This window comes from Aeromonas sobria (assembly GCF_000820145.1).
Lineage (GTDB): Bacteria > Pseudomonadota > Gammaproteobacteria > Enterobacterales > Aeromonadaceae > Aeromonas > Aeromonas sobria.
Window position 1 is genome coordinate 201470 of sequence record NZ_CDBW01000016.1, and the last position, 21981, is coordinate 223450.

General features: G+C 59.0%; 20 protein-coding genes. 4 read left to right on the top strand and 16 right to left on the bottom strand.

Translation table 11 applies throughout. The features are described 5' to 3' along the window. Positions 1–93 precede the first annotated feature (93 nt). The 15 genes from exeK to BN1135_RS07910 form a co-directional block, all read right to left on the bottom strand. Positions 94–1101, bottom strand: coding sequence for a GspK family T2SS minor pseudopilin variant ExeK (gene exeK, locus BN1135_RS07835; RefSeq protein ID WP_082186754.1), 1008 nt, complete (start codon positions 1099–1101; stop codon positions 94–96). Next, positions 1091–1750 carry a GspJ family T2SS minor pseudopilin variant ExeJ gene (gene exeJ / locus BN1135_RS07840; RefSeq protein WP_042020168.1) on the bottom strand — a complete coding sequence of 220 codons (660 nt, stop codon included), beginning with the start codon at positions 1748–1750 and terminating at the stop codon, positions 1091–1093. Before exeJ ends, exeK begins: the two co-directional genes overlap by 11 nt. Then, on the bottom strand, positions 1747–2106 hold the full coding sequence (exeI, locus tag BN1135_RS07845) for a GspI family T2SS minor pseudopilin variant ExeI (RefSeq protein ID WP_042020169.1): 360 nt from the start codon (positions 2104–2106) through the stop codon (positions 1747–1749). The genes exeJ and exeI overlap by 4 nt, the downstream gene beginning before the upstream one ends. Before the next feature lie 82 nt (positions 2107–2188). After that, a complete protein-coding gene (gene exeH, locus BN1135_RS07850; protein WP_042020170.1) occupies positions 2189–2749 on the bottom strand; it encodes a GspH family T2SS minor pseudopilin variant ExeH in 561 nt (186 codons plus the stop codon). Between the two features lie 169 nt (positions 2750–2918). After that, a complete protein-coding gene (exeG, locus tag BN1135_RS07855; protein ID WP_042020172.1) occupies positions 2919–3350 on the bottom strand; it encodes a GspG family T2SS major pseudopilin variant ExeG in 432 nt (143 codons plus the stop codon). 89 nt (positions 3351–3439) lie between these two features. Next, positions 3440–4660 carry a GspF family T2SS innner membrane protein variant ExeF gene (gene exeF, locus BN1135_RS07860; protein ID WP_042020173.1) on the bottom strand — a complete coding sequence of 407 codons (1221 nt, stop codon included), beginning with the start codon at positions 4658–4660 and terminating at the stop codon, positions 3440–3442. Between the two features lies 1 nt (position 4661). Then, on the bottom strand, positions 4662–6167 hold the full coding sequence (gene exeE / locus BN1135_RS07865) for a GspE family T2SS ATPase variant ExeE (protein ID WP_042020174.1): 1506 nt from the start codon (positions 6165–6167) through the stop codon (positions 4662–4664). Further along, entirely contained in the window at positions 6167–8191 is a 2025-nt protein-coding gene (exeD, locus tag BN1135_RS07870) for a GspD family T2SS secretin variant ExeD (protein WP_042020175.1), read from the bottom strand. The genes exeE and exeD overlap by 1 nt, the downstream gene beginning before the upstream one ends. A 21-nt stretch (positions 8192–8212) precedes the next feature. Beyond that, entirely contained in the window at positions 8213–9058 is an 846-nt protein-coding gene (gene exeC / locus BN1135_RS07875; RefSeq protein WP_139245055.1) for a GspC family type II secretion system variant ExeC, read from the bottom strand. Positions 9059–9295: 237 nt separating this feature from the next. Continuing rightward, a complete protein-coding gene (gene exeB / locus BN1135_RS07885) occupies positions 9296–9988 on the bottom strand; it encodes a GspB family T2SS assembly factor variant ExeB (protein WP_042020179.1) in 693 nt (230 codons plus the stop codon). Next, a complete protein-coding gene (locus BN1135_RS07890; protein WP_042020369.1) occupies positions 9988–11556 on the bottom strand; it encodes an ExeA family protein in 1569 nt (522 codons plus the stop codon). Before BN1135_RS07890 ends, exeB begins: the two co-directional genes overlap by 1 nt. Before the next feature lie 290 nt (positions 11557–11846). Then, entirely contained in the window at positions 11847–13292 is a 1446-nt protein-coding gene (locus BN1135_RS07895) for an HD domain-containing phosphohydrolase (RefSeq protein ID WP_042020180.1), read from the bottom strand. A gap of 49 nt (positions 13293–13341) precedes the next feature. Next, positions 13342–14463 (bottom strand): beta-ketoacyl-ACP synthase III, encoded by a 1122-nt coding sequence (locus BN1135_RS07900; RefSeq protein WP_042020181.1) that lies wholly within the window; start codon positions 14461–14463, stop codon positions 13342–13344. A gap of 54 nt (positions 14464–14517) precedes the next feature. After that, positions 14518–15681 (bottom strand): vWA domain-containing protein, encoded by a 1164-nt coding sequence (locus BN1135_RS07905; protein ID WP_042020183.1) that lies wholly within the window; start codon positions 15679–15681, stop codon positions 14518–14520. Between the two features lie 3 nt (positions 15682–15684). Next, a complete protein-coding gene (locus BN1135_RS07910; RefSeq protein ID WP_042020185.1) occupies positions 15685–16527 on the bottom strand; it encodes an AAA family ATPase in 843 nt (280 codons plus the stop codon). Between the two features lie 159 nt (positions 16528–16686). Between BN1135_RS07910 and cysK the strand changes: the two genes are divergently transcribed. The 4 genes from cysK to crr all read left to right on the top strand — a co-directional run bounded on the left by cysK (position 16687) and on the right by crr (position 20678). After that, entirely contained in the window at positions 16687–17655 is a 969-nt protein-coding gene (cysK, locus tag BN1135_RS07915; RefSeq protein ID WP_042020187.1) for a cysteine synthase A, read from the top strand. A 440-nt stretch (positions 17656–18095) separates the two neighbouring features. Beyond that, on the top strand, positions 18096–18353 hold the full coding sequence (locus BN1135_RS07920) for an HPr family phosphocarrier protein (protein ID WP_005338266.1): 258 nt from the start codon (positions 18096–18098) through the stop codon (positions 18351–18353). Positions 18354–18397: 44 nt separating this feature from the next. Then, positions 18398–20125: a phosphoenolpyruvate-protein phosphotransferase PtsI gene (gene ptsI / locus BN1135_RS07925; protein ID WP_042020188.1), complete on the top strand. Its 1728-nt coding sequence runs from the start codon at positions 18398–18400 to the stop codon at positions 20123–20125. Between the two features lie 43 nt (positions 20126–20168). Beyond that, the gene (crr, locus tag BN1135_RS07930) at positions 20169–20678 is read left to right on the top strand and encodes a PTS glucose transporter subunit IIA (RefSeq protein WP_042020191.1); all 510 of its coding nucleotides are present in this window, start codon (positions 20169–20171) and stop codon (positions 20676–20678) included. A gap of 99 nt (positions 20679–20777) precedes the next feature. Here crr and BN1135_RS07935 read toward each other — a convergent pair whose 3' ends face one another. Beyond that, complete coding sequence (locus BN1135_RS07935; RefSeq protein ID WP_042020193.1) at positions 20778–21710, bottom strand: GGDEF domain-containing protein; 933 nt, start codon at positions 21708–21710, stop codon at positions 20778–20780. Positions 21711–21981 lie beyond the last annotated feature (271 nt).

Here is a 21981-nt window from a genome sequence, read left to right on the forward strand (position 1 = left end):
ACTGTTCGGCCTCAAGGGGACGATCAGTGCGCAGCCCGCAGGCTGCAGCCAAAACCTCTTGTACCCGCGACCAGATGCCCACGGATACGCTGTTTATTCGGCGCCACCATTGAGGCGGCGCAGCATCACCAGTTTGTTGTCCTTGCCCCGCTGGAACAGGGTTTCGAGCCAGGCCCGGTTATCGCCCACTTCAGCGACCATACGGGCTTCGAAGAAGTCGCTTTTGACTACCAGCGCCTCTTTCAACCCTTTGACCGAGTCGGCCGGGGTGAGTTGATCCGTCATCAGCTTGGGCTCTTTCCACCCCTTGGTCGGGCGTTCGGTCAGCACCCGTTTGGCGTCATTCAACTCAATCTTGCCAAGATAGATGGCGACCAGTAACTCGGGGCGCTCGGGGGCCAGGGTATTGATATTGATCTTCAACTTGTCGTTCGGCAGGGCGCAGACGTAGGGGGCCAGTTTGGCATAGACCCTGGCCGTTACTCCGCGTACTGCCCGCAGCTCGTCCTTGCCCAGCATCAACTGGTTGGCGGTCAGATAGGGGGGCTTGAGCCCCTCGTAGTAGGCATCTTCGGCGCCGAGGCTCGAGACCAGCGCGGTATCCTTGTCGGTCCAGTCACGAATGGCATCGGTGAGCTGGGCCGCCTCATACTCCTCCATCGCCAGCTGTTTGAGCAGCTCGCGAAACACCTGTACCGGATAGGGTTGTTGCTCCAGCTCCTCGCCACTGCTGCCCTCCTTGGGGGGCAAGCTCAGGCTGTTGAGATTGAAGCAGGATTGCAGGTCGGTCACTTCACCCCGCAGCTGGCCATCATCTACCGGAAACACCGTATTCTTGCGGGCCCAGTTTTGACTGAGATTGACCACTTCCGGGTTATCTTTGAAATCCTGCGCCAGCACCTTGCTTACCAGCGCTTCCGCCGACAGGGCATACCACCAGGCCTGTTTGCCGGTGGTAATGTTGGCGGTGCGGCGCAGCTCCAGCTGCAGGCGACCACTCATGTTGCTGGCGATGATCACCATAATCGAGAGGATCAGCAGCACCACCAGCAGGGCCATGCCACCCTGGCGACGGGGTGGTGAGAGGCGCTTAGTTCGCATTTTCGACTCGCTGGCCACCGGCCCCAATCAGGAATTGACGGCGAATGGTGCCGTAATCCTCCAGATCCAGCTCCACCGCCAGCCCGTAGGGCAGCACGCTGCGCTGGGTCCACCCTTCTTTCCAGCTGCCCTTGTCGTAGAAATAGAGGCGAAACGCCGTGACGCCGGTCAACACCTGCTGGATCCGTGGCTCGTTGCCGATCACCGGATCCGGATAGAGATCGCTGAGCCGCTCCAGCTTCTGATCTTTGAGGCGCCAGCCGACCCGCTGCAGATGAGAGCGGGGCAACATGCCATCTGGGTTGAGCCAGCCGCTGCGCATAAAGGCCATGCCCCAGTCATCACTCTGCTGGCCGAAACGGGAGGCCGCCAGCAGCACCTTGTTGTTCTCCCCCTCGATGCGACCACTGCGCGGCACCATCTGGGTGACATCTCGCTCCAGCAGGGTGAAGGCGAGCTGCAATTCATTGAGGCGAGCCTCCTTGCGTTTGGCCACCTCATCGCTGGTGAGCACACCCTGCAGCACCTGATAGGCACCCATGCTGAGGCTGGCGAAGATGGCGATCGCCACCAGCATCTCCAGCAGGGTGAAACCGCCCTGACGAGCTGGCCGGACGGGGTGAGTCGTGCGGATAGGGTGTTGAATCATCGGCTGATATAGGTCCGCATCATGGCCACCGGGCTGTCGGCTTTGGCCTCGGTGCGCACTTCCATATCGAGGGCACGAAAATTAGTGTCATTGGTGGCCACGCCACGATAGCGCCAGTACCAGGTAGTGCCTGCCATCTGCTCGTCCCCTTCGACCCAGCTACTGCGGGGCCACTTGTTCTCGAGTTTTTGCTGTACCAGCTGGTTCTCCACCACCCAGCTGGCCAATGTCTTCTGCTCCAGATAGTTAAGCGCCGAGAGGTGCTCGCTGGCGGTTTTCATCACTGCCAGACCGGCGATGGCAAATATCGCCAGCGCCACCATCACCTCGAGTAACGTCATGCCACGGGCGTTCATAGCGCCACCTGCTGCGTGTGTTGTTGAAACAGACGTAGCGCCACCATCACACCTTTCTCAAACAAGGTCATACCACGGGCGTTCACTCGGACACCTCTTCATCTTCATCGCCGGTGAGCAGGGTCAGGCGACCGAACTCGTCCCCCTTGACGATACGGGTGTAGCGCACGTCGTCATCCTGCTGGGTGAAGGTGAGTACGAACGGGCTCAGCTCGCCGCCCGGGAAGACCAGCAGTTGCGGTGTGCGCTCTTTCTCGTCCCGCTTCTGTTCGGTTTTTTCATCGGGGTTCGGTTGCCAGCCAAAGCCTTCCAGCTCCAGCGTCAGCACCATATTTTCGGGCAGTTGCACCGGACCGAGTTGCTTGTCGCCGGTCAGGGCCAGCCACTTGCGATCCTTGGCCTGACGCTGCATAAATTGCCAGCCGTTATCCTCGATGCGAATGCCCACCAGCCGACCATCCATCACCGCATACTCCTGCGCCAGCTGCAGGGTTGCCATCAGTCGGCGCGCCTGCTTGTCCAGCTCCCGATCCCCTTTGGCCCCCCCCATGCTGAGGGTGACAGCGGTGGCTACCAGCCCCATCAGCATGGCGACCAGCAGTACCTCCAGCAGGGTAAAACCAGCTTGACGAGAATGCTTCATCGCGCAGCCCCTGGCCGCGTTGTGGCGATATAGCGCCACTCCGTCAGCATGGCGACACCACACAACAGCACCTCCAGCAGGGTAACGCCGGATTGGCGACGAGCAGGTGGCGCAGCCCTCATTCAGGCTGCTCCAACAGGAGGGAGTGAATGCGGTGGTGGCAAATCACTTATTGGAAATCCTTCAGGTTCCAGTTACCGATGTCGTCATCGGTACCTGCTTCACCATCCAGACCCATGGAGAAGATGTCGAGCTTGCCAAACTGGCCCGGGCTCAGCAGCTGGTACTGGTTGCCCCAGGGATCTTGCGGCAGGCGCTTGATGTAGCCGCCATCGCGGTAGCTGCGTGGCGCCGGATCGATGGAAGGCTTGGTCACCAATGCGTCCAGCCCCTGTTCGGTGGTCGGGTAGCGGTTGTTGTCCAGCTTGTACATGTCGAGGGCGTTTTCCAGCGCCACGATATCGGAGACCGCTTTCTGCTGGTCAGCCTTCTCCTTGTTGCCCATCAGGTTGGGCACCACCAGACTGGCCAGAATGCCGAGGATCACGATGACCACCATGACTTCCAGCAGGGTAAAACCGGATTGACGACGTTTGTTCATGAGTTGCTCCGTAACGAATGAGATGGGATGGCCCATCAGAGATTGATCAATGGGTGGGGTCGACAGGTTCCCTGTCGAACGCCGGAAAATTACATATTCACCATGTTGTTGAGCTCGAGGATCGGCTGCAGGATCGACATCACGATAAACAGCACCACGCCAGCCATGGAGACCACCAACAGCGGCTCGAACACCCCGAGGGCGATGTTGACCTGGGATTCAAACTCCCGATCCTGGTTATCCGCCGCCCGCTCCAACATGCTGTCGAGCTCACCGCTCTGCTCGCCCGACGCGATCATGTGCAGCATCATGGGTGGAAAAATTTTGGTCTCGGTCAGCGCCTTGCGCAGGCTGGTTCCTTCGCGCACCCGCTCTGCCGCCTCACCAATACGGGTGCGGGCAAAGTCGTTGGAGAGCACTTCGCCGGAGATCTTCATCCCCTCCAGCAATGGCACCGCACTGGCGTTGAGAATGCTCAAGGTGCGGGCGAAACGGGCGGTGTTAAGGCCGCGGCTGACCCGACCAATCACTGGCAGGCCAAGGATCACCTTATGCCAGTGGCGGCGGCGTTTCTCATCGGTCAGCCACCAGCGCCAGACAAAGCTGCCGATGAAGATCAGCAGCAGGAACCACAGGCCATAGTGCTGCATCAGTTCGCTGGTGCCGATGAGAAAGCGGGTGGTAGCCGGCAGTTGTTGACCCATGTGTTCAAATTGGGCCACTACCTTGGGCACCACGGCGGTGAGCAGGATCGAGATCACCCCGACCGCCACGCAGGTGAGCACGATCGGGTAGATCATCGCCTGCAGCAGCTTGGTGCGCATGTGCTGGCGCTGTTCGGTGTAATCGGCGAGCCGGTTGAGCACTTTTTCCAGATGGCCCGATTTTTCACCGGCCGCCACCATGGAGCGAAACAGCTGGTCGAATACGTGGGGGAAGGCCCCCAGCGAGTCGGCCAGCGAATAACCTTCCACTACCTTGCTGCGCACGGTGGCCACCAGACTGCGCAGGTGAGCCTTCTCGCACTGCTCGGCGACCGCCCGCAGCGCCTCTTCGATGGTGAGACCGGCACCGACCAGGGTCGCCAGCTGGCGGGTGATCAGGGCCAGCTCGGCGGTGCTGGCGCCACGTCGGAACAGGGCAAAACGGGTCGCTTCCCGCTTCGCCTTTTCGGTGGTTTCGTTCACTTCAAGGGGGGTGAGCCCTTGCTCACGCAGCAGCTGGCGTACCTGACGGGCCGAGTCGCCCTCCATCACGCCGCTCTTGCTGCGCCCCTTGTTGTCGAGGGCCTTATATTCGAATGCCGCCATCTCAATCTTCCCGGGTCACGCGCAGTACCTCTTCGAGGCTGGTCTGCCCCTTGAGGACCTTGTCGATGCCATCGCGGCGAATGCTGGGGGTGTGGCCACGGATCAGCCGCTCGATGGCGAGTTCGCCGCTGGCGCTGTGGATCGCCTCGCGCACCGCTTCGTCGATCACCACCAGTTCGTGAATGCCGGTCCTGCCACGGTAGCCGGTGTGGTTACACTGCTCGCAGCCCACCGGGCGCCACACCTGCTGATCGGGGGCCAGCTCGATGCCCATCGCCAGCCGCTCCTGCTCGGTGATGGGGCGCGGGGCGCGGCAGTCGGGGCAGAGGGTACGCACCAGCCGCTGGGCCAGCACCGCCAACAGGGATGAGGAGAGCAAGAAGGGCTCGATCCCCATGTCCCGCATCCGGGTGATGGCACCGATGGCGGTGTTGGTGTGCAGGGTTGACATCACCAGGTGACCGGTGAGCGATGCCTGCACCCCGATCTGGGCGGTCTCCAGGTCCCGGATCTCCCCCACCATCACCACGTCCGGGTCTTGGCGCAAGATGGCGCGCAGGCCACGGGCGAAGGTCATGTCCACCTTGCTGTTGACCTGGGTCTGGCCCACCCCTTCGAGGTCATATTCGATGGGATCTTCCACCGTCAGGATGTTGCGATCCCGCGAGTTGATCTCCGAGAGCGCCGCATAGAGGGTGGTGGACTTGCCTGAACCGGTCGGGCCGGTCACCAGGATAATGCCGTGGGGTTTGCGGATCAGTTCGCTGATGATGGTGCGGTTGGGCTTGGTCATGCCGAGCTGTTTGAGCTCGAGGCGCACGTTGTTTTTGTCCAGCAGACGGAGCACCACTCGCTCGCCGTAGCTCGACGGCATGGTCGAAACCCGCACGTCGACCGCGCGACCGCCGATCCGCAATGAGATGCGGCCATCTTGCGGTACCCGCTTCTCGGCGATATCCATCCGCGACATCACCTTAATCCGTGATACCAGCAGCGAGGCCAGTTTGCGATGGGGGCGCAGGATCTCCCGCAGCACCCCATCGATGCGAAAGCGGATCACCAAGGCCCGCTCGAAGGTCTCGATATGGATATCGGAGGCCTCTTCCTTGATCGCTTCGCTCAACATGGCGTTGATCAGGCGAATGATGGGGGCGTCGTCATCGGCATCCAGCAGGTCTTCGCTCTGCGGCAGCTCTTCGGCCAGCGCAAAGAAGTCCATCTCGTTGCCGAGATCTTCCATTAACTGGCGCGCCTCGGAGGAGTCGCGCTGGTAGTGGGCCATCAGCAGCTCTTCAAAGGTGTCGTTGTCCAGTTGCTCTACCGTGAAGGCACAGCCCGCCACCCGCCGCACTTCCAGCAGGGCTTGCGGGGTGACGCCGGGGCGGCACTGCAATATCGCCAAGCCCGCACGCTCCATCAGGATCACCCCGAAGTTGCGGGCAAAGGCAAAGGGCAGCTCGGGCAGGGGCGCAGGGCCTACCCCCCCATCGAGATGGTAGGCACTCATCAGGGCTGACCCTGGACAACCGAGCGGGTGCTGTCGGCCGTTCCTTGCTGGCGAGCCTTCATCAGCTCAATCTGTTTTTGCACCTCAGGCGACATCATCACATCCTGGCCATAAGCAGGCAGCACCTGGCGTTTGGGTGAGGTGAGATAGCGTTCCTCTGCGGCCAAATCAAGTTGCTCGGCACGGAACAGGGAGTACTTGTTGCTGGAGATACCGGAGTAGACGTTGGCATCGCGCAAAATAGTCGGGCGGATAAACACCATCAGATTGCGCTTGGTGGTGGTGTTCGAGGTAGAGCGAAACAGATAGCCCAGCACCGGAATATCGCCAAGCAGTGGCACTTTGGATACCTCCTCCAGGGTCTGGGTATCCATCAGACCGCCCAGTACCACGGTCTCGCCGCTTTTGACCAGCACCGCATTCTTGACGGTACGGGTATCAAACGTTGGGCCGAGACCCGTTGTACCTTCAGCCTGCTTGCCAACACTAGAGACCTCCTGCTCGATATTGAGCAGCACCGAATCTCCCTCGTTGATCTGTGGGGTGACGGTCAACTTGGTACCGACAGTTTTGTATTCGATGGTGTTATAGATGCTGTCAGTACTGGTAGAACTTTGGCTGCCTGTCTGGGTCGGGACTTCCTTACCCGCGTTAAATGAGGCTTCCTTGTTGTCCATGGTGACGATACTCGGGGTGGAGAGAATATCGTTTTTGGTATTGGAGGCGAGAGCGGTCACCAGCATGGCCCAATCCCCTTTATAGAAGCCAGCAGCCATGCCGTTGAAGCCGTCCAGCAATTTGGCTGCAGTTTCAGGTTTGCCATTCTGGTAATCCTTGCCTGCGGCAATGGCGCCACCTAGTGGCAGGCCCGTGTTGGTAAACTGGGTACCGCCGCCATTGGCATTGCCCCACTGCACCCCGAGGTTCAGACCATCGCTATCCTGGATTTCGACGATGATCGCCTCCACCAGCACCTGGGCACGGCGAATATCGAGCTTGGCGACCACCTGCTCAAGCTCGGACATCACATCCGGCTGAGCAGTGATGACCAGCGCATTGGTGGTCTCGTCGGCGGAGATGGCCAGCTTGCCACCGCCGATGCTGGCACCACCTGTGGTTGCGCCGCCCCCTTTCTTGTCGGCCTCGATGCTGGAGCTGACCCCCTTGAGCACCTCGACCATGTCTTTGGCTTTGCCATATTTGAGGTAGAAGACCCGGGTATTGCCCTGGCTTTGCAGGTCGCGGTCGAGCTGACGCACCATCTGGATGATGCGGGCGCGTGCTTTCGGTTCACCGCTTACCACCACCGAGTTGGTGCGCTCGTCGGCCACCACCTTGGGGGAGAGCAGCAGGGAGGCGGTGCCGCCCTGGGGGCTGCCATCCTTGTTGAGGTTGGTCACCAGTCGCACCATCTCGCCGGCAGAGGCGAACTTGAGCTTGATGATGTCCACATCCTGATCGCCGGCGCGGTCGACCCGGTTGACCACTTCCACCAGCCGATTGACCACGGCGGCGCGGCCGGTGATCAGCAGTACGTTGGAGGGCTCGTAGTGCACCACGTTGCCACCACCGGCGTTGTCGTTGAGCTGGCGCAGCAATGGGGCCAGCTCACGGACCGAGACGTTGCGCACCGGTACTACTCTAGTCACCATCTCGTCGCCCACCCCCGGGTTGCTGCCATCCACCACCGGAATGGCGGAGGTTTTGGCATCCCGCGAGCGCAGCACCTTGAGCACCCCGTTGTCCATCGGCACCACGGCGAAGCCGTAGACGTCGAGCACGCTCAGGAAGAACTGGTAGTACTGCTCCTCATTGAGCAGGTCGTAGCTGCGCACGTTGATCTTGCCGCGCACCGATGGCTCTATGATGATGGTTTTATTGAGGTTCTTGCCCACCGTATTGATGAACTCTTCAATCTCGGCGTTCTTGAAACTGGCTGAATATTCGGTGGCCCAGGCTGAGCCCGCCATCATCAGTGCCGCTGCGATAGTGGCCAGACGCCAGCATTTCCCTTTAGTGGTCATTATTGGTACGACTCCAAATCATTATTCTGACAAGCGCACATAGATGTCGAACTGTTCGCCCTGTCGCTCGACGGTCACTGTCAGTTCGGTGGCACCCGCCATCTGCTGCATGGCCTGCATGGCTTGCATGTTGTCTCGTAAATCCAGCCCGTTGATGCTGATGGCCAGATCATTGGCCTGCAGCCCGCTCTGGTTGAAAAATTCCGGATGGGTGCCCGGATTGAGGCGATAGCCGGTCATGCGGCCATCCACCTGAACCGGTGAAATATTGAGGTAATCGGTGATCTTGCCTGGATCGGTCATCAGCTCGCTGCGCAGGGCACCGAGGGGGGCGGCGTTACCGGTTTGTGGCAGCGGCTTGCCGTACTCCTCGCCGTCCAGCATCAGGGTTTCGTCACGACCATCCCGCTCGATGATCACCCGATCGGAGAAGACCTGGCGGATCCTGGCCTGAGTGCCGTCAATCATATCACCGACACCATAGGAGTTTTGAATGCCGGACATGGCGATGATGGCGATGGATTTGGCGGGCTCGGAGCTCGCCAACACCCCGTTGAGCTGGGCATTGAGCTGGGTGCGCGGCGCGTTGGCGGCCACGGCGGCGGCTTTGGCCTGCGCCTTGGGGATCGCCTTGCCAAACAGGGCCAGACGGCTTATCTCTCCCAGTTCAAGGCGTGGACCGCTCTGGCTGGCAGTGGCTACCGGCACTGGTTGCCACGGCTGGCTGGTTTGCGGGCTTGCCAGAGTGAGCAGACGCCAGGTGAGGGCGGCACTCTGTTGCGCCAGCATCAGCAGCAATACCAGAAAAATCACCTGGGTGACTCTGGTCATGGGGAGCCGCCGGCACTGGGCCAGCAGGGTCAAGATCTCATCCCTGAATCGTAATGTCATATTAATCAACAAATTCCAGGTTCTGGGTCGGCTGCATATTGTGTACGGCCGGTGGCTGCGACACAACGGCGCTGAGCACGCCAATAAGCAAAAATGAATATTTCATCACACTAAGCCTGAATGGGTGCTGATAAAAGTAACAGCCTGCGTCACTACATGCCCGCCTGATGCTCGCCAAGATGGTGCCAGCGATAAGCCTGTGCAATTTATGAGTTATCCGCGCCAATCCTGCAGCGCCTTGAGGGTCACGCTCTGTCCACTCACATCCAGCACAATGTACTGCTGCTCTATGGTGGCAAGGTGTACGCCGGGCGCCACTTCGTTGCCCTCACGGTATTCGCGGCCATTGAGCACGACGGCCCGCTTGGCCGCATTGGATGAGAACAGATGGGAGCCATAGCTCAGTGTCGGCACTTGCTGGCGTATCGACTGCGGGGCAGCAGCCAGTGCCATCAATTGGGTCGGTTGTACGTTCTGAGCGGATGCCCCGGGGGTCTCTTGCAACGGGGTATCGTTGAGGGCCCGCATCAATTGCTCGGCCAGACTCAAAGAGGGAGCCTGGCCCTGGTTGGCTGCGTCGTTTCTGGCCACCGCTTTGGGTTGTACCACCGGCTCTGGCAAGGGGGGCGGCAGTGGCCGAGTGATCATCGCCTTGGGTTCGACCCGCACGAAGGGAGGGGTAATCACCTCCTTTACTTCCACTTTTTCCTCAATGGGGCGATTGTGCAGCAGATGCCAGCCATAGTTGGCGGCAACCCCCAGCAGCAGCGCCAACGGTGCGAGCAGCCAGCCGATGCGGCGGGGGTTGCGCTCTTCTTCACGTGGCATTGGCAAACCCATGGCAGGGATATGGGCGCTCTGTTGCGGTTGCTGTGCGCGGTGCAGCGCCTTGAGCAGGGTGGACATCAGGAGGCATCCTCCAGTCTGGGCATGGGTTCACCGGAGTGGACATTGAGGCGCAACAGGGTATTGCTGCCTGCGATGCCGTCGGGGGTCAGTCCCTGATCTTGCTGGAACTGCTGCAGTTTGTTTTTGAGTTCGCCATCGAAACGGCGCACCTTGCGTTCGGGCTGTTGCAGCGCACGGCTCAGGGCGTTGTCGAGCCACTGGATCTGGGTTTGTCCGGCATTACTGGCAATCAGGCTGACACCCCCTTTGGGCATGCGCCAGAGCAGGGTGTAGCTGCCACCCCAGTTGTCGGTGAGCCACTGCCGCTCCACTTGCCAGCTTTGGCTGCCGATCATCAGGCTGGCCTTGCTCGGCCCCAGATTGACCAAGGTCGCGTAGTAGATACCACCAGTCTCGTCGGTCAGGGTGATCATGGCGGGATGTTGCAGGGCGCGCAGTTCATCGAGGCTCGCCTCACCCTCCTGACAGCGCAGGCCAGCGCGAGGGGCGTTGTCACAGGTCGCCTCGAAAGAGTCGACCTCATAGCCCCAGACTTTGTAAAGATTCTGCATGGCGCTATCGGGATCGATGGCCTGATTGATCGCCTCCGTGAGTTGTTCCTGCTGCTCGGCGGTCTCGTCGACGGTGACTGGCACCTCGACCTTGACCACGGGGCGCTCGGGCAATACGCCAAAGAGTTGCCAGCCCCACCAACCTGCGGCCACCAGCAGGGCGCCCGCCAGCGTTATCATCAGACCGGAGATCCAGCTCCCCTCATCGCGCACCCCGTTTACTTCAAACGCCGCCTGACTGATATCGCTATGCACTATTTTGTAGCTGCCACGGGAGAAGGCGGCGATCAGTGCGCGATCGCAGATGAGGTTGATAAAACGGGGGATGCCACCACTCAGGCGGTGGAGTGTCTTGATGGCTCTGGGGGTAAAAATCGGTTGCACGCAGCCAGCCACCTGCAGGCGAAAACGGACATAGGCATCCACATCAGGGTGCGACAGGGGCAGCAGGTGATAGCGGGCGGTAATGCGTTGGGCCAGCTGACGCAGCAGGGGTTGGCGCAGCATCTGCTGCAGCTCTGGTTGGCCAATCAGCACCACTTGCAGCAGTTTGCGTTCGTCGGTTTCCAGGTTGGTGAGCAGACGCAACTGCTCCAGCACCCCAGGCAGCAGGTGCTGCGCCTCATCCACCAACACCACACTACGCTTGCCTGCTGCCAGGTTGGCCAGCAGGTGATCGCGGATCAGGTCAAACAGCCGCTTGATCCCGGCATCTTCGGGATAGGGGAGTTGAAACTCGTCGCAGATGGCGGCCAGCAGATCCCGCTCGGTCAGGGAGGGGTTGAGGATGTAGGCGATCTCGGTCTCGGCGGGCAGCTGCTGCAGCAGGCAGCGGGAGACGGTAGTCTTGCCGGTGCCGACTTCACCGGTCAGCAGTACAAAGCCGCCGCCATCTTGCAATCCATAGTTGAGGTGAGCAAGGGCTTCGCCGTGGCGCTCGCTCATATAGAGGTATTTGGGATTGGGCGAGATGGAAAACGGATGTTCCGAGAGGCCGAAGAACTGTGTGTACATGAGGGTATTCTTGTTTGGCTGGCGAAAGATGAAAAATATCTCCGGATGATAGCAAACCTCGCTTTCATTGGAAGCCATCATTGGCGAAGGAGGGCAAATTGCGGCCTTTTCCTACCATCTTGTGATCCCGGTTGTGCCATCAGCACGAACCCGGATCACAAAATGACAAAAAACATCTGTAAATAAAGGGAAATATCAATATGCCCGGTGTGGCACATGCCGCTTGTACGCATTTTTATGACGCAGGTTGCCCTGTCAGCCACCACAGCAAAGGGTCGGGATGCGCCTGCTCAGTGGTGATCCTGAAACTGCGCGGCAATTTCCCTGAACTGCGCCTCGCAGGCGAGAAAAGCCGCGACGATGCCGGGATCAAAATGGCTGCCGATCCCTTTCACGATGATGGCTTTCGCCTCGTCATGGCTGAAGGCAGGTTTGTAGACCCGCTTCGAGATGAGCGCATCGTAGACATCCGCCACCGCCATCAAGCGCCCGGAGAGAGGAATATCCTCACCCGCCAGCCCTGCCGGATAGCCGCTGCCATCCCACTTTTCGTGATGGGTGAGGGAGATCTCCCGGGCCAGCCGCAGGAAGGAGTTAGAGCCCAGTTGCGCCTCGGCACTGGCCAGCGCATCGGCGCCGATCTGCGGGTGGCGCTTCATGATGGCGAACTCCTCGTCGGTCAGTTTGCCCGGTTTGAGCAGGATGGCGTCGGGAATGCCCACCTTGCCCACATCGTGCAGGGGCGCCGATTTGAACAGCAGGTCGATGGTGGCGTCATCGAGCGGGTAGCGATCCCGGTCGTTGCGACTGAGGTATTGTGCCAGCGCCTTCACATAGTGTTGGGTGCGGATGATATGGGCGCCGGTCTCGTTGTCCCGAGTCTCCGCCAGCGAGGCGAGGCCGAGGATGGCCACGTCACGGGTCAGGTTGAGCTCGTCGCTGCGGGATTTCAGCTCGCCGATCATCTGATTGGTGCTGGCGGCAATCAGGCCGAACTCGTCATCCCGGGTGACCGGCACCCGGGCGTCGAAGTCACCGCACTGCACTCTGGCCATGGTGCGGGTCTGCTGGCGCAGGGAGAGGCCAAGATTGCGACCATAACCGTGGATGATGAGGGCGAGATAGCAGAAGGTCACCGTCATCACGAAGGCGATCTCCCACAGGATGTAGTGCTGGGCATCGACCCTCGGCAGGCTGCGCTCCACGGTCACCAGCCACTCCAGATCTTTGTTGAACAGCAAGAAGAAGACGCTTCCCAGCAGGGTGAGGGTCGCCAGAGTAAAGAGGGTGAACTTGCGTGGCAGCGGCATGGCCAGCGGGTGGCTCAGCGCCAGGCTCTGCTCGGCTTGCCGCGCTCTGGCCCGATGCCAGCCCCGCTCCAGGGTCAGATCGGCTGCGACCAGAAAGCCGAGGGTAGTCATTCCCAGCAGCACCTTGAGATGACTCTCCAGCGGAAAGTCGTGGTTCAGGGCGTTGTAGCACGAGAGCAGCAGCGCCCCCAGCAGGTAGAAACCCACCTCCAGGCCGAACCCGTTCAGCTCGTTGCGCGGCAGGGGCCGCCTTGAGAGCAGCCGGTTGCGCACGGCGAACATGATGGCGAACGTCACCAGGGTTGGCCCCAGCAACTGGGGCAGGGTGAGGCTCTCCAGAAACGGGCAGACCTGCCAGCCATAGAGACAAAATAGTGACAGGGTTACCCCGTAGTGCAGGGCGCAGCGCCCCGTGATCCTCTGCATATTCCCACCCATGTTGCTGGTTATTGTTATGTCGGCGGGAGGCCCGCCATTACAGACGCTGCAGCAGCAGGCTACCGATGGAGTAGCCAGCGCCAAAGGAGCAAAGTACGCCGCGGGCCCCCGCAGCAAGGTCGCGATTGTACAGATGAAACGCGATGATGGAACCCGCCGAGCTGGTATTACCATAGCTATCAAGAATGACCGGCGCTTCCTGCTGGCTGGCATCGTGGCCCAGCAGCTTGCGGCCGATGAACTGGTTCATGGTGAGGTTGGCCTGATGGAGCCAGAGCCGGTTCAGGCTCTCGGTGGGCCAGCCTTGCTCATCGAGCTGGCTGGCGATCTGGTCGCACACCAGTGGCAACACCTCCTTGAACACCTTGCGTCCCTGCTGGCGAAACAGCTTGTCATCGCCATAGCGGGTACGCGGGCTGAGCCGATTCAGAAAGCCGAAGTTGTTGCGAATGTTGTTGGAGTATTGGGTCACCAGCTTGCTGGCCACCAGTTGCCACGGATTGGCCACCTTGCAATCGGCTTCCCGCTCCAGCAACACAGCAGTGCAGGCATCGCCGAAGATAAAGTGGCTATCCCGATCGCGAAAATTGAGGTGCCCCGAGCAGATCTCCGGATTGACCACCAGCGCCACTCTGGCGGTGCCCGCCGCCAGCATGTCCGCGGCAGTCTTGATGCCGAAGGTGGCGGATGAGCAGGCCACGTTCATGTCAAAGGCCATGCCGCTCGCCCCCAGATAGTGCTGCAGCTCGATGGCCAGCGCCGGATAGGGGCGCGGCATGTTGGATGCTGCCACTATCACCAAATCGATCTCCCCCGGCTCGCGGCCAGCGGCGATCAGCGCCTGTTCGGCGGCGGCCACCGCCATCTCCACCATGATGGAGGGCATTTCATCTGGCCGTTCCGCCAGCAGCGGCTGCATGATGTCGGGGTTGAGCACTCCCTCGCGGCTCACCAGATAACGGCTCTTGATGCCGGAGGCCTTCTCGATGAACTCGCAGCTTGAATGCTGCTTGGCGGGTAGCTGACCAGCGTCGATGGCGGAGGCGTTCTCTTCGTTGTAGAGATCCACATACTGGTTGAAGGCGATCACCAGCTCTTGATTGCTGACGGCAAAGGGTGGGGTATAGAGGCCTGAGCCACTGATCACGATAGAGGTCATCTTTGCTCCTCGCCGGGTGCGTTCCCGGCTTGTCGGTTTATAGGGTAGAGAGGGTTACAGCTGGTCGATCGCCGCAGCGAGACCCGCCAGGGTCAGCGGATGCATCCGCCCGCCAACCACGTCATTCATCAACTTGATGGAGGGGTGCCAGAGCCACTCCCGCCGCGGAATAGGGTTGATCCACACCAGCTTGGGAAAGTGCTGCTGCAAGCGAGTGAGCCATACCTGACCCGACTCCTCGTTCCACTGCTCGACGCTGCCGCCGGGCCAGCTGATCTCGTAGGGACCCATCTTGGCGTCTCCCACCAAAATTACCCGGTAGTCGCTGCCGTAGGTGCGCAGCAGCCGCAGGGTGTCGAACCGCTCCTCAAAGCGGCGCTCGTTATCCTTCCAGACGAAGTCGTAGAGGCAGTTGTGAAAATAGAAGTACTCCAGATGCTTGAACTCGTGGCGCAGGGCGGAGAAGAGGCGCTGCACCTCTGCCACGTGGGCATCCATGGAGCCCCCCACATCGAAAAAGACCAATAGCTTCACCCCGTTGTGGCGCTCGGGTCGCAGCTTCACATCGAGCCACCCTTGGCGGGCAGAGCTTTTTATGGTGTCGTCGAGATCCAGCTCGTCGGGATTGCCTTTGCGCACCCAGCGTCTGAGCTTGCGCAGCGCCAGCTGAATGGCGCGCTGGCCGAGTGGCGAGTCGTCGCTGAAGTTGCGATAGTGTCGGGCTTCCCACACTTTGACCGCCTTGCCGTGCTGACCCTCTCCACCCATGCGAACCCCCTCGGGGTGAAAACCGCCGTGACCAAACGGGCTGCTGCCGCCTGTGCCTACCCATTTGTTGCCACCGGCGTGGCGCTCTTTCTGCTCGTTCAACCGTTGGTTGAGGGTCTCCAGCAGCTTGTCGAGTCCGCCGAGGGATGTAAGCAACGCCTTCTCCTCAGGGTTCAGCAGTCGCTCGAACTCCTTGCGCAGCCACTCCTCGGGCAGGCTCTCCGGCAGCAGGGGGATGGCTTCCAGCCCCTGGTAATATTCGGCGAAGGCGCGATCGAAGCGATCGTAGTGGGCCTCGTCTTTCACCAGCAGGCAGCGGGCGAGCTGGTAGAACTCGTCCATATCGATAGTGACCAGCCGGGCTGCCAGTGCGGCGTGCAAGTCCAGCAGTTCGCGCAGGCTGCAGGGGAGCTTGTGGCGGCGCAGGTGGGTAAAAAAGTCGATCAGCATGGGTCAGCTGCCGCGCCGGGCCAAAAAGGCGAGCTTCTCGAATAGATGCAGATCCTGCTCGGTCTTGAGCAGGGCGCCGTAAAGCGCGGGCACCAGCTTGCCCGGCTCGCGGGCGCGCATCGCCTCGGGGGCGATATCGTCGGCCAAGAGCAGCCGGATCCAGTCCAGCAGTTCTGAGGTGGAGGGCTTCTTGCGCAGCCCCTCTACCTCGCGCAGCTCGAAGAAGAGATCCATCGCCTCGCCGAGCAGGCTCTCCTTGAGGTTGGGGTAGTGGAGTTTGACGATGGCCTGCATCTCGGTCTTGTCGGGGAAGCGGATGTAGTGGAAGAAACAGCGGCGCAGGAAGGCATCCGGCAGCTCTTTTTCATTGTTGGAGGTGATGATGACCACCGGCCGCTGGCGCGCCTTGACTCGCTCGCCGGTCTCGTAGACATCGAACTCCATCCGATCCAGCTCCAGCAGCAGATCGTTGGGGAATTCGATATCGGCCTTGTCGATCTCGTCGATCAGCAGTACCGGCCGCTGCTCGGCGCTGAAAGCCTGCCACAGCTTGCCCTGGCGAATGTAGTGGCTGATATCGGCCACTTTAGGGTCGCCGAGCTGGGAGTCGCGCAGCCGGGCCACAGCATCGTATTCGTAGAGCCCCTGCTGGGCCTTGGTGGTGGACTTGATATGCCAGGCAATGAGGTCTGTGCCGAGATGGTCGGCGACCGCTTCTGCCAGCACCGTCTTGCCGGTGCCCGGCTCCCCTTTGATCAGTAGCGGTTTTTCGAGGGTGATGGCGGCATTGACCGCCATCCTCAATGCATCGGAGGCGAGATAATCGCTGCTTCCTGAAAATCCCATAACGTCGGTTCCTTTGACGATTGGCGCCCGGAGTCAGGGGCCAGAGAGAATAAGCTCTATATGTTGTAATACCATATGGTTATAACGAATAGTCACTTCTCATTCAGAAATCACAGGGTAATCTTGTTTCATCGTCGTAACAAACACAGGGATAGCACCATGAGCAAAATTTTTGAGGACAACAGCCAGACTATCGGTCACACCCCGCTGGTTCGTCTCAACCGTGTTACCAAAGGCCGCGTGCTGGCCAAGATCGAGAGCCGTAACCCCAGCTTCAGCGTCAAGTGCCGTATCGGTGCCAACCTGATCTGGGATGCCGAGAAGCGCGGCATCCTGACCAAGGGTAAGGAGATCATCGAGCCCACCAGTGGTAATACCGGTATTGCTCTGGCGTTTGTTGCGGCGGCTCGCGGTTATGCCATTACGTTGACCATGCCAGCCACCATGAGCCTGGAGCGCCGCAAGCTGCTCAAGGCGCTCGGTGCCAATCTGGTGCTGACCGAAGGGCCACTCGGCATGAAGGGGGCCATTGCCAAGGCCAACGAGATCCTTGAATCCGAGCCGGGCAAGTATGTGTTGCTGCAACAGTTTGAAAACCCGGCCAACCCGGAGATCCACGAAAAGACCACAGGCCCCGAAATCTGGGATGCCACCGACGGCGAGGTAGATGTGTTCGTGGCCGGAGTTGGTACCGGTGGCACCCTTACCGGTGTCTCCCGTTATCTGAAGCAGACTCAGGGCAAGGCGGTGGTCTCTGTCGCTGTGGAGCCTGCCGAGTCGCCGGTCATCAGCCAGAAGCTGGCCGGTGAAGAGATCAAACCGGGCCCCCACAAGATCCAGGGGATCGGCGCCGGCTTTATCCCGGGCAACCTGGACCTGTCCCTGATTGATCGGGTTGAGCAGGTCACCAGCGACGAAGCCATCGAGATGGCCCGCCGCCTGATGGAGGAAGAGGGCATTCTGGCAGGTATCAGCTCGGGTGCCGCGGTAGTGGCGGCCAGTCGTCTGGCAGAACTGCCAGAATTCGAAGGAAAAACGATTGTCGTGATACTGCCGAGCGCGGCGGAGCGTTACCTCTCCAGCGCCCTGTTTGCCGGGGTATTCAGCGAGCAAGAGCTGCAACAGTAACTGATCGGATTTTGTCAAAGAAGCGGCGCTCTCAGGAGCGCCGCTTCTTTATGGGCTAGACTCAGCGCCAGTTAGTGTCACTTGTTTCTTATTTTTTGGGGTAAAATAACAAGTTCCTGCATGAGAAAAAAAGCAGACATCGTGCGGCAAATCTCATATCCTGTGCGGCGTCACGCGGTGTTTGCTGGCTTGGTATCACAAAGTAACAAAGTGTTATTTTTCGTTATAAAATAATTTCAGGCCAGTCCTGATGCGGCTTGTAGCCCAATAACTGAAAATTGCCAACCAGCGCGCCGATTACTGCACAGAAACTTGACCTGGATTAAGCTATTGCGGGTCTGCTTTCGTTACTTTACAACATATCCATACTGACACGGTGGGTCAGGGCGCTTCAAAACCGACCAATCCACCAAAAAATATCAATAATATGGGGTGAAACCATGTACGAGAAGTCTGTTGTTATCACTGCTGAAAACGGCCTGCACACCCGTCCAGCAGCTCAGTTCGTGAAAGAAGCCAAAGAATTCCAAAGCGAGATCACTGTGGTCTCCGGTGGCAAGTCCGCCAGCGCCAAGAGCCTGTTCAAGTTGCAGACCCTGGGCCTGACCAAGGGCACCAACGTGACCATCCAGGCCGATGGTCCGGACGCTCAACAAGCTGTTGAGAAGCTGGTTGCCCTGATGGACGAGCTGGAGTAATCCAGCTTTATTCCTCCCCCACAGTCGTTTTAATAGGAAGGATTATGATATCTGGCATTCTTGCGTCCCCCGGTATCGCATTCGGTAAGGCGCTTCTTCTTAAAGAAGATGAAATCGTTATCAATCAGGGCAAAATTTCTGCCGAGCAGATTGATGTCGAAATCAACCGTTTCCTCGAAGCTCGTACCAAGTCAGCTGCTCAGCTGGAAGCCATCAAAACCATGGCCGGTCGCACCTTCGGTGAGGAAAAAGAGGCCATCTTCGAAGGCCACATCATGCTGCTCGAAGATGAGGAGCTGGAAGGGGATATCAGATCCTTCATCAAAGACAACAAGGCTTCCGCTGACAAAGCCGTTTATGAGGTGATCGAACAGTATGCCAAAATGATGGCTGATCTGGATGACCCTTATCTGCGTGAGCGCGCCACTGACTTCCGTGACATCGGTACCCGTCTGGTGAAGAACGTACTGGGCATCGCCGTTGTCAACCTGAGCACCATCGACGAAGAGGTTATCCTGGTCGCCAAAGACCTGACCCCGTCTGAAACTGCTCAGATCAATCTGAAATATGTGCTGGGCTTTGTGACCGATATCGGTGGCCGTACCTCTCACACCTCCATCATGGCCCGCTCTCTGGAGCTGCCGGCCATCGTGGGCACCAACGACATCACTGCGCGTGTCAACAATGGTGACCTGCTGATCCTTGATGGGATCAACAACCAGATTATTGTCAATCCGACCGCTGAACAGCTGACCGAGGCCAAGAAGTTCCAGGCCCAGTTCCAAGCCGAGAAAGATGAGCTGGCCAAGCTGAAAGACTTGCCTGCCATCACCCTGGATGGTCATCAGGTCGAAGTGTGCGCCAACATCGGTACCGTCAAGGATACCGAAGGTGCCATCCGCAATGGCGCCGAAGGCGTAGGTCTGTACCGTACCGAGTTCCTGTTTATGGATCGTGATGCGCTGCCGACCGAAGACGAGCAGTTCAAAGCCTATAAAGAAGTGGCCGAAGCGATGCCGGATCAGCCGATCATCGTGCGCACCATGGATATCGGCGGAGACAAAGAACTGCCGTACATGAATTTCCCGAAAGAGATGAACCCTTTCCTGGGCTGGCGTGCCGTGCGGATCTTCTTTGACCGCGCAGACATCATGAACGCTCAGCTGCGGGCCATTCTGCGTGCTTCTGCCTTCGGCAAATTGCGCATCATGTTCCCGATGATCATCTCTGTCGAAGAGTTCCGTAGCCTGAAAGCTACCGTAGAGACGCTGAAAGCCGAACTGCGTGCTGAAGGCAAAGCCTTTGATGAATCCATCGAAGTGGGTATCATGGTCGAGACCCCGGCTGCGGCCGTGATGGCTCACCATCTGGCCAAGGAAGTGGATTTCTTCAGTATCGGTACCAACGACCTGACCCAGTACACTCTGGCTGTCGATCGTGGTAACGAGATGATTTCCGCCATGTACAACCCGCTGTCGCCCTCCGTCCTGACGCTGATCAAGATGGTTATCGATGCGTCCCACGCCGAAGGCAAGTGGACCGGTATGTGTGGTGAACTGGCCGGTGACGAGCGCGCCACCCTGCTGCTGCTGGGTATGGGTCTGGATGAGTTCTCCATGAGCGCCATCTCTGTACCGCGTATCAAGAAGCTTATCCGCAACACCAACTTTGAAGATGTTAAGGCAATGGCCGAGCAGGCACTGAGCTTTGCCACTGCAGCTGAAATTGAAGCTTGCGTAGATAACTTTATTAAGCAAAAAGCAGTCTGCTAAGATCGGCTGCAAGCAGCGACAAATCATCTCTAGGAGCTTTACTATGGGTCTGTTTGATAAACTGAAGAAATTGGTTTCCGATGATAGCTCTGATACCGGTGGCATTGAGCTGTATGCCCCGCTGTCAGGTGAAATCGTACCGATCGAAGATGTGCCTGATGTTGTCTTCGCCGAGAAGATCGTGGGTGACGGTATTGCCATCAAGCCAACCGGCAACAAGATGGTTGCTCCGTGCGATGGTACCATCGGCAAGATTTTCGAGACCAACCACGCGTTCTCTCTGGAATCCGACTCAGGTATCGAGCTGTTCGTTCACTTCGGTATCGACACCGTTGAACTGAAGGGTGAAGGTTTCACTCGTATCGCTCATGAAGGCCAGCAGGTCAAGCGTGGCGACACCATCATCGAGTTCGATCTGGCCATTCTGGAAGCGAAAGCCAAGTCTACCCTGACGCCGGTTGTCATCTCCAACATGGATGAGATCAAAGAGCTGATCAAACTGACTGGTGCTGTGACTGTGGGCGAGACCCCGGTTATCCGTATCAAGAAGTAATGCCCGGCTGGCGCAAGCCAGTTGCTGCAATAAAAAACCGAAGCCTGGTGCTTCGGTTTTTTTATGGCCGGGAGTCGGCTTCCCCTTCTGGTCACTATTCTATTGTGCCGAGATGACAACCCTATTACGCCCCTGTGCCTTGGCTTGATAGAGGGCCTGGTCGGCCATCATCAGCAGATTGTCGAGGCTCTCCTGGCTCTTCATGCTGGCACAACCCAAGCTGATGGTGATCGAGATCTGCTCCCCTTGCCACGGTAAGCGGGTGGCACAGACCTGCTGTCGCAGCTGCTCGGCACGTAATGCGGCCCGCTCGATGGTGCAACCTGGCAAGATCAGCAAAAACTCTTCCCCGCCCCAGCGGGCCAGGCTCTCTCTTGGCAGCAGTTGGCTGGCCATGGCGTGAGCGACGGCACAGAGCACGGCATCGCCTGCAGGATGGCCGTAGCGGTCGTTGACCTGCTTGAAATGGTCGATATCTCCCAGTACTACCGAGAGGGGCTGGCCCTGCAACCAGAGAGCTTGCAGCTGTTGCTGTGCCCCACGCCGGTTGGTAAGTTCGGTAAGGGGATCGGTGCAGGAGAGGCGGCTCACCTCTTCTACCATGCATTGCAGGTCGTGGATATCGCGAAAGGTGATGATATGGCAATCAGGGATGGCATCCGCCCCCAGTTGTGCGGTGGCGACAAACCAACGGGACTGACCGTTCTTGCAGCGGATCAGCGCAGGCATTTCGGCGACTTCCAGCCCTTGAGCCAGGCTCTGCTCCACCTGGGTATGCCAGGCATCTATGATAGTGCGACGATACCCTTCATCCGGGTAGGCGAGTCGAAACCAGGAGGCCATGTCCGGCAGATCAGCAAGGTCATAACCCAGCTGTTCAAGGAATGCCTTGTTGATAAAACGGTGGAGCCGTTGCGAAAGCGGGTCCGGTGAGGTGCTATCGGGTCGCGTAATGGCTTCCGACACCAGAATAGGCAGCGGTATTACATCGAAGGAGCGAAACAGGATCTGCTGCAGTTCTAGGTCATTCATCGGGAACCTGGCTCCTTGATGCATATATTGCATGCTTTACCATAGGTCAGAGCCCAGGGGTGGTAAACCGATTTATAGCGGCTGCGGGATTGGGTTTTCTGATTGGTCTGATGGTGCTCGCAGGGGGATGAGACAGCCTGAACATATTTGGATGAACTCTGCTTACAAAGGTCTTTGTAGCTACAGCTACCCGCAACCGGTATTGAAAGGCTGAGATGTCCATGATGGTAGGCCTAGAACTGATGTGTTATGCCAAGATTAGCCTTTCAAC

What these genes read in the sequence shown, in the direction of transcription:
- exeK (WP_082186754.1), bottom strand. Translation starts at nt 1,101, where the DNA reads ATGCGAACTAAGCGCCTCTCACCACCCCGTCGCCAGGGTGGCATGGCC.
- exeJ (WP_042020168.1), bottom strand. Translation starts at nt 1,750, where the DNA reads ATGATTCAACACCCTATCCGCACGACTCACCCCGTCCGGCCAGCTCGT.
- exeI (WP_042020169.1), bottom strand. Translation starts at nt 2,106, where the DNA reads ATGAACGCCCGTGGCATGACGTTACTCGAGGTGATGGTGGCGCTGGCG.
- exeH (WP_042020170.1), bottom strand. Translation starts at nt 2,749, where the DNA reads ATGAAGCATTCTCGTCAAGCTGGTTTTACCCTGCTGGAGGTACTGCTG.
- exeG (WP_042020172.1), bottom strand. Translation starts at nt 3,350, where the DNA reads ATGAACAAACGTCGTCAATCCGGTTTTACCCTGCTGGAAGTCATGGTG.
- exeF (WP_042020173.1), bottom strand. Translation starts at nt 4,660, where the DNA reads ATGGCGGCATTCGAATATAAGGCCCTCGACAACAAGGGGCGCAGCAAG.
- exeE (WP_042020174.1), bottom strand. Translation starts at nt 6,167, where the DNA reads ATGAGTGCCTACCATCTCGATGGGGGGGTAGGCCCTGCGCCCCTGCCC.
- exeD (WP_042020175.1), bottom strand. Translation starts at nt 8,191, where the DNA reads ATGACCACTAAAGGGAAATGCTGGCGTCTGGCCACTATCGCAGCGGCA.
- exeB (WP_042020179.1), bottom strand. Translation starts at nt 9,988, where the DNA reads ATGTCCACCCTGCTCAAGGCGCTGCACCGCGCACAGCAACCGCAACAG.
- BN1135_RS07890 (WP_042020369.1), bottom strand. Translation starts at nt 11,556, where the DNA reads ATGTACACACAGTTCTTCGGCCTCTCGGAACATCCGTTTTCCATCTCG.
- BN1135_RS07895 (WP_042020180.1), bottom strand. Translation starts at nt 13,292, where the DNA reads ATGCAGAGGATCACGGGGCGCTGCGCCCTGCACTACGGGGTAACCCTG.
- BN1135_RS07900 (WP_042020181.1), bottom strand. Translation starts at nt 14,463, where the DNA reads ATGACCTCTATCGTGATCAGTGGCTCAGGCCTCTATACCCCACCCTTT.
- BN1135_RS07905 (WP_042020183.1), bottom strand. Translation starts at nt 15,681, where the DNA reads ATGCTGATCGACTTTTTTACCCACCTGCGCCGCCACAAGCTCCCCTGC.
- BN1135_RS07910 (WP_042020185.1), bottom strand. Translation starts at nt 16,527, where the DNA reads ATGGGATTTTCAGGAAGCAGCGATTATCTCGCCTCCGATGCATTGAGG.
- cysK (WP_042020187.1), top strand. Translation starts at nt 16,687, where the DNA reads ATGAGCAAAATTTTTGAGGACAACAGCCAGACTATCGGTCACACCCCG.
- BN1135_RS07920 (WP_005338266.1), top strand. Translation starts at nt 18,096, where the DNA reads ATGTACGAGAAGTCTGTTGTTATCACTGCTGAAAACGGCCTGCACACC.
- ptsI (WP_042020188.1), top strand. Translation starts at nt 18,398, where the DNA reads ATGATATCTGGCATTCTTGCGTCCCCCGGTATCGCATTCGGTAAGGCG.
- crr (WP_042020191.1), top strand. Translation starts at nt 20,169, where the DNA reads ATGGGTCTGTTTGATAAACTGAAGAAATTGGTTTCCGATGATAGCTCT.
- BN1135_RS07935 (WP_042020193.1), bottom strand. Translation starts at nt 21,710, where the DNA reads ATGAATGACCTAGAACTGCAGCAGATCCTGTTTCGCTCCTTCGATGTA.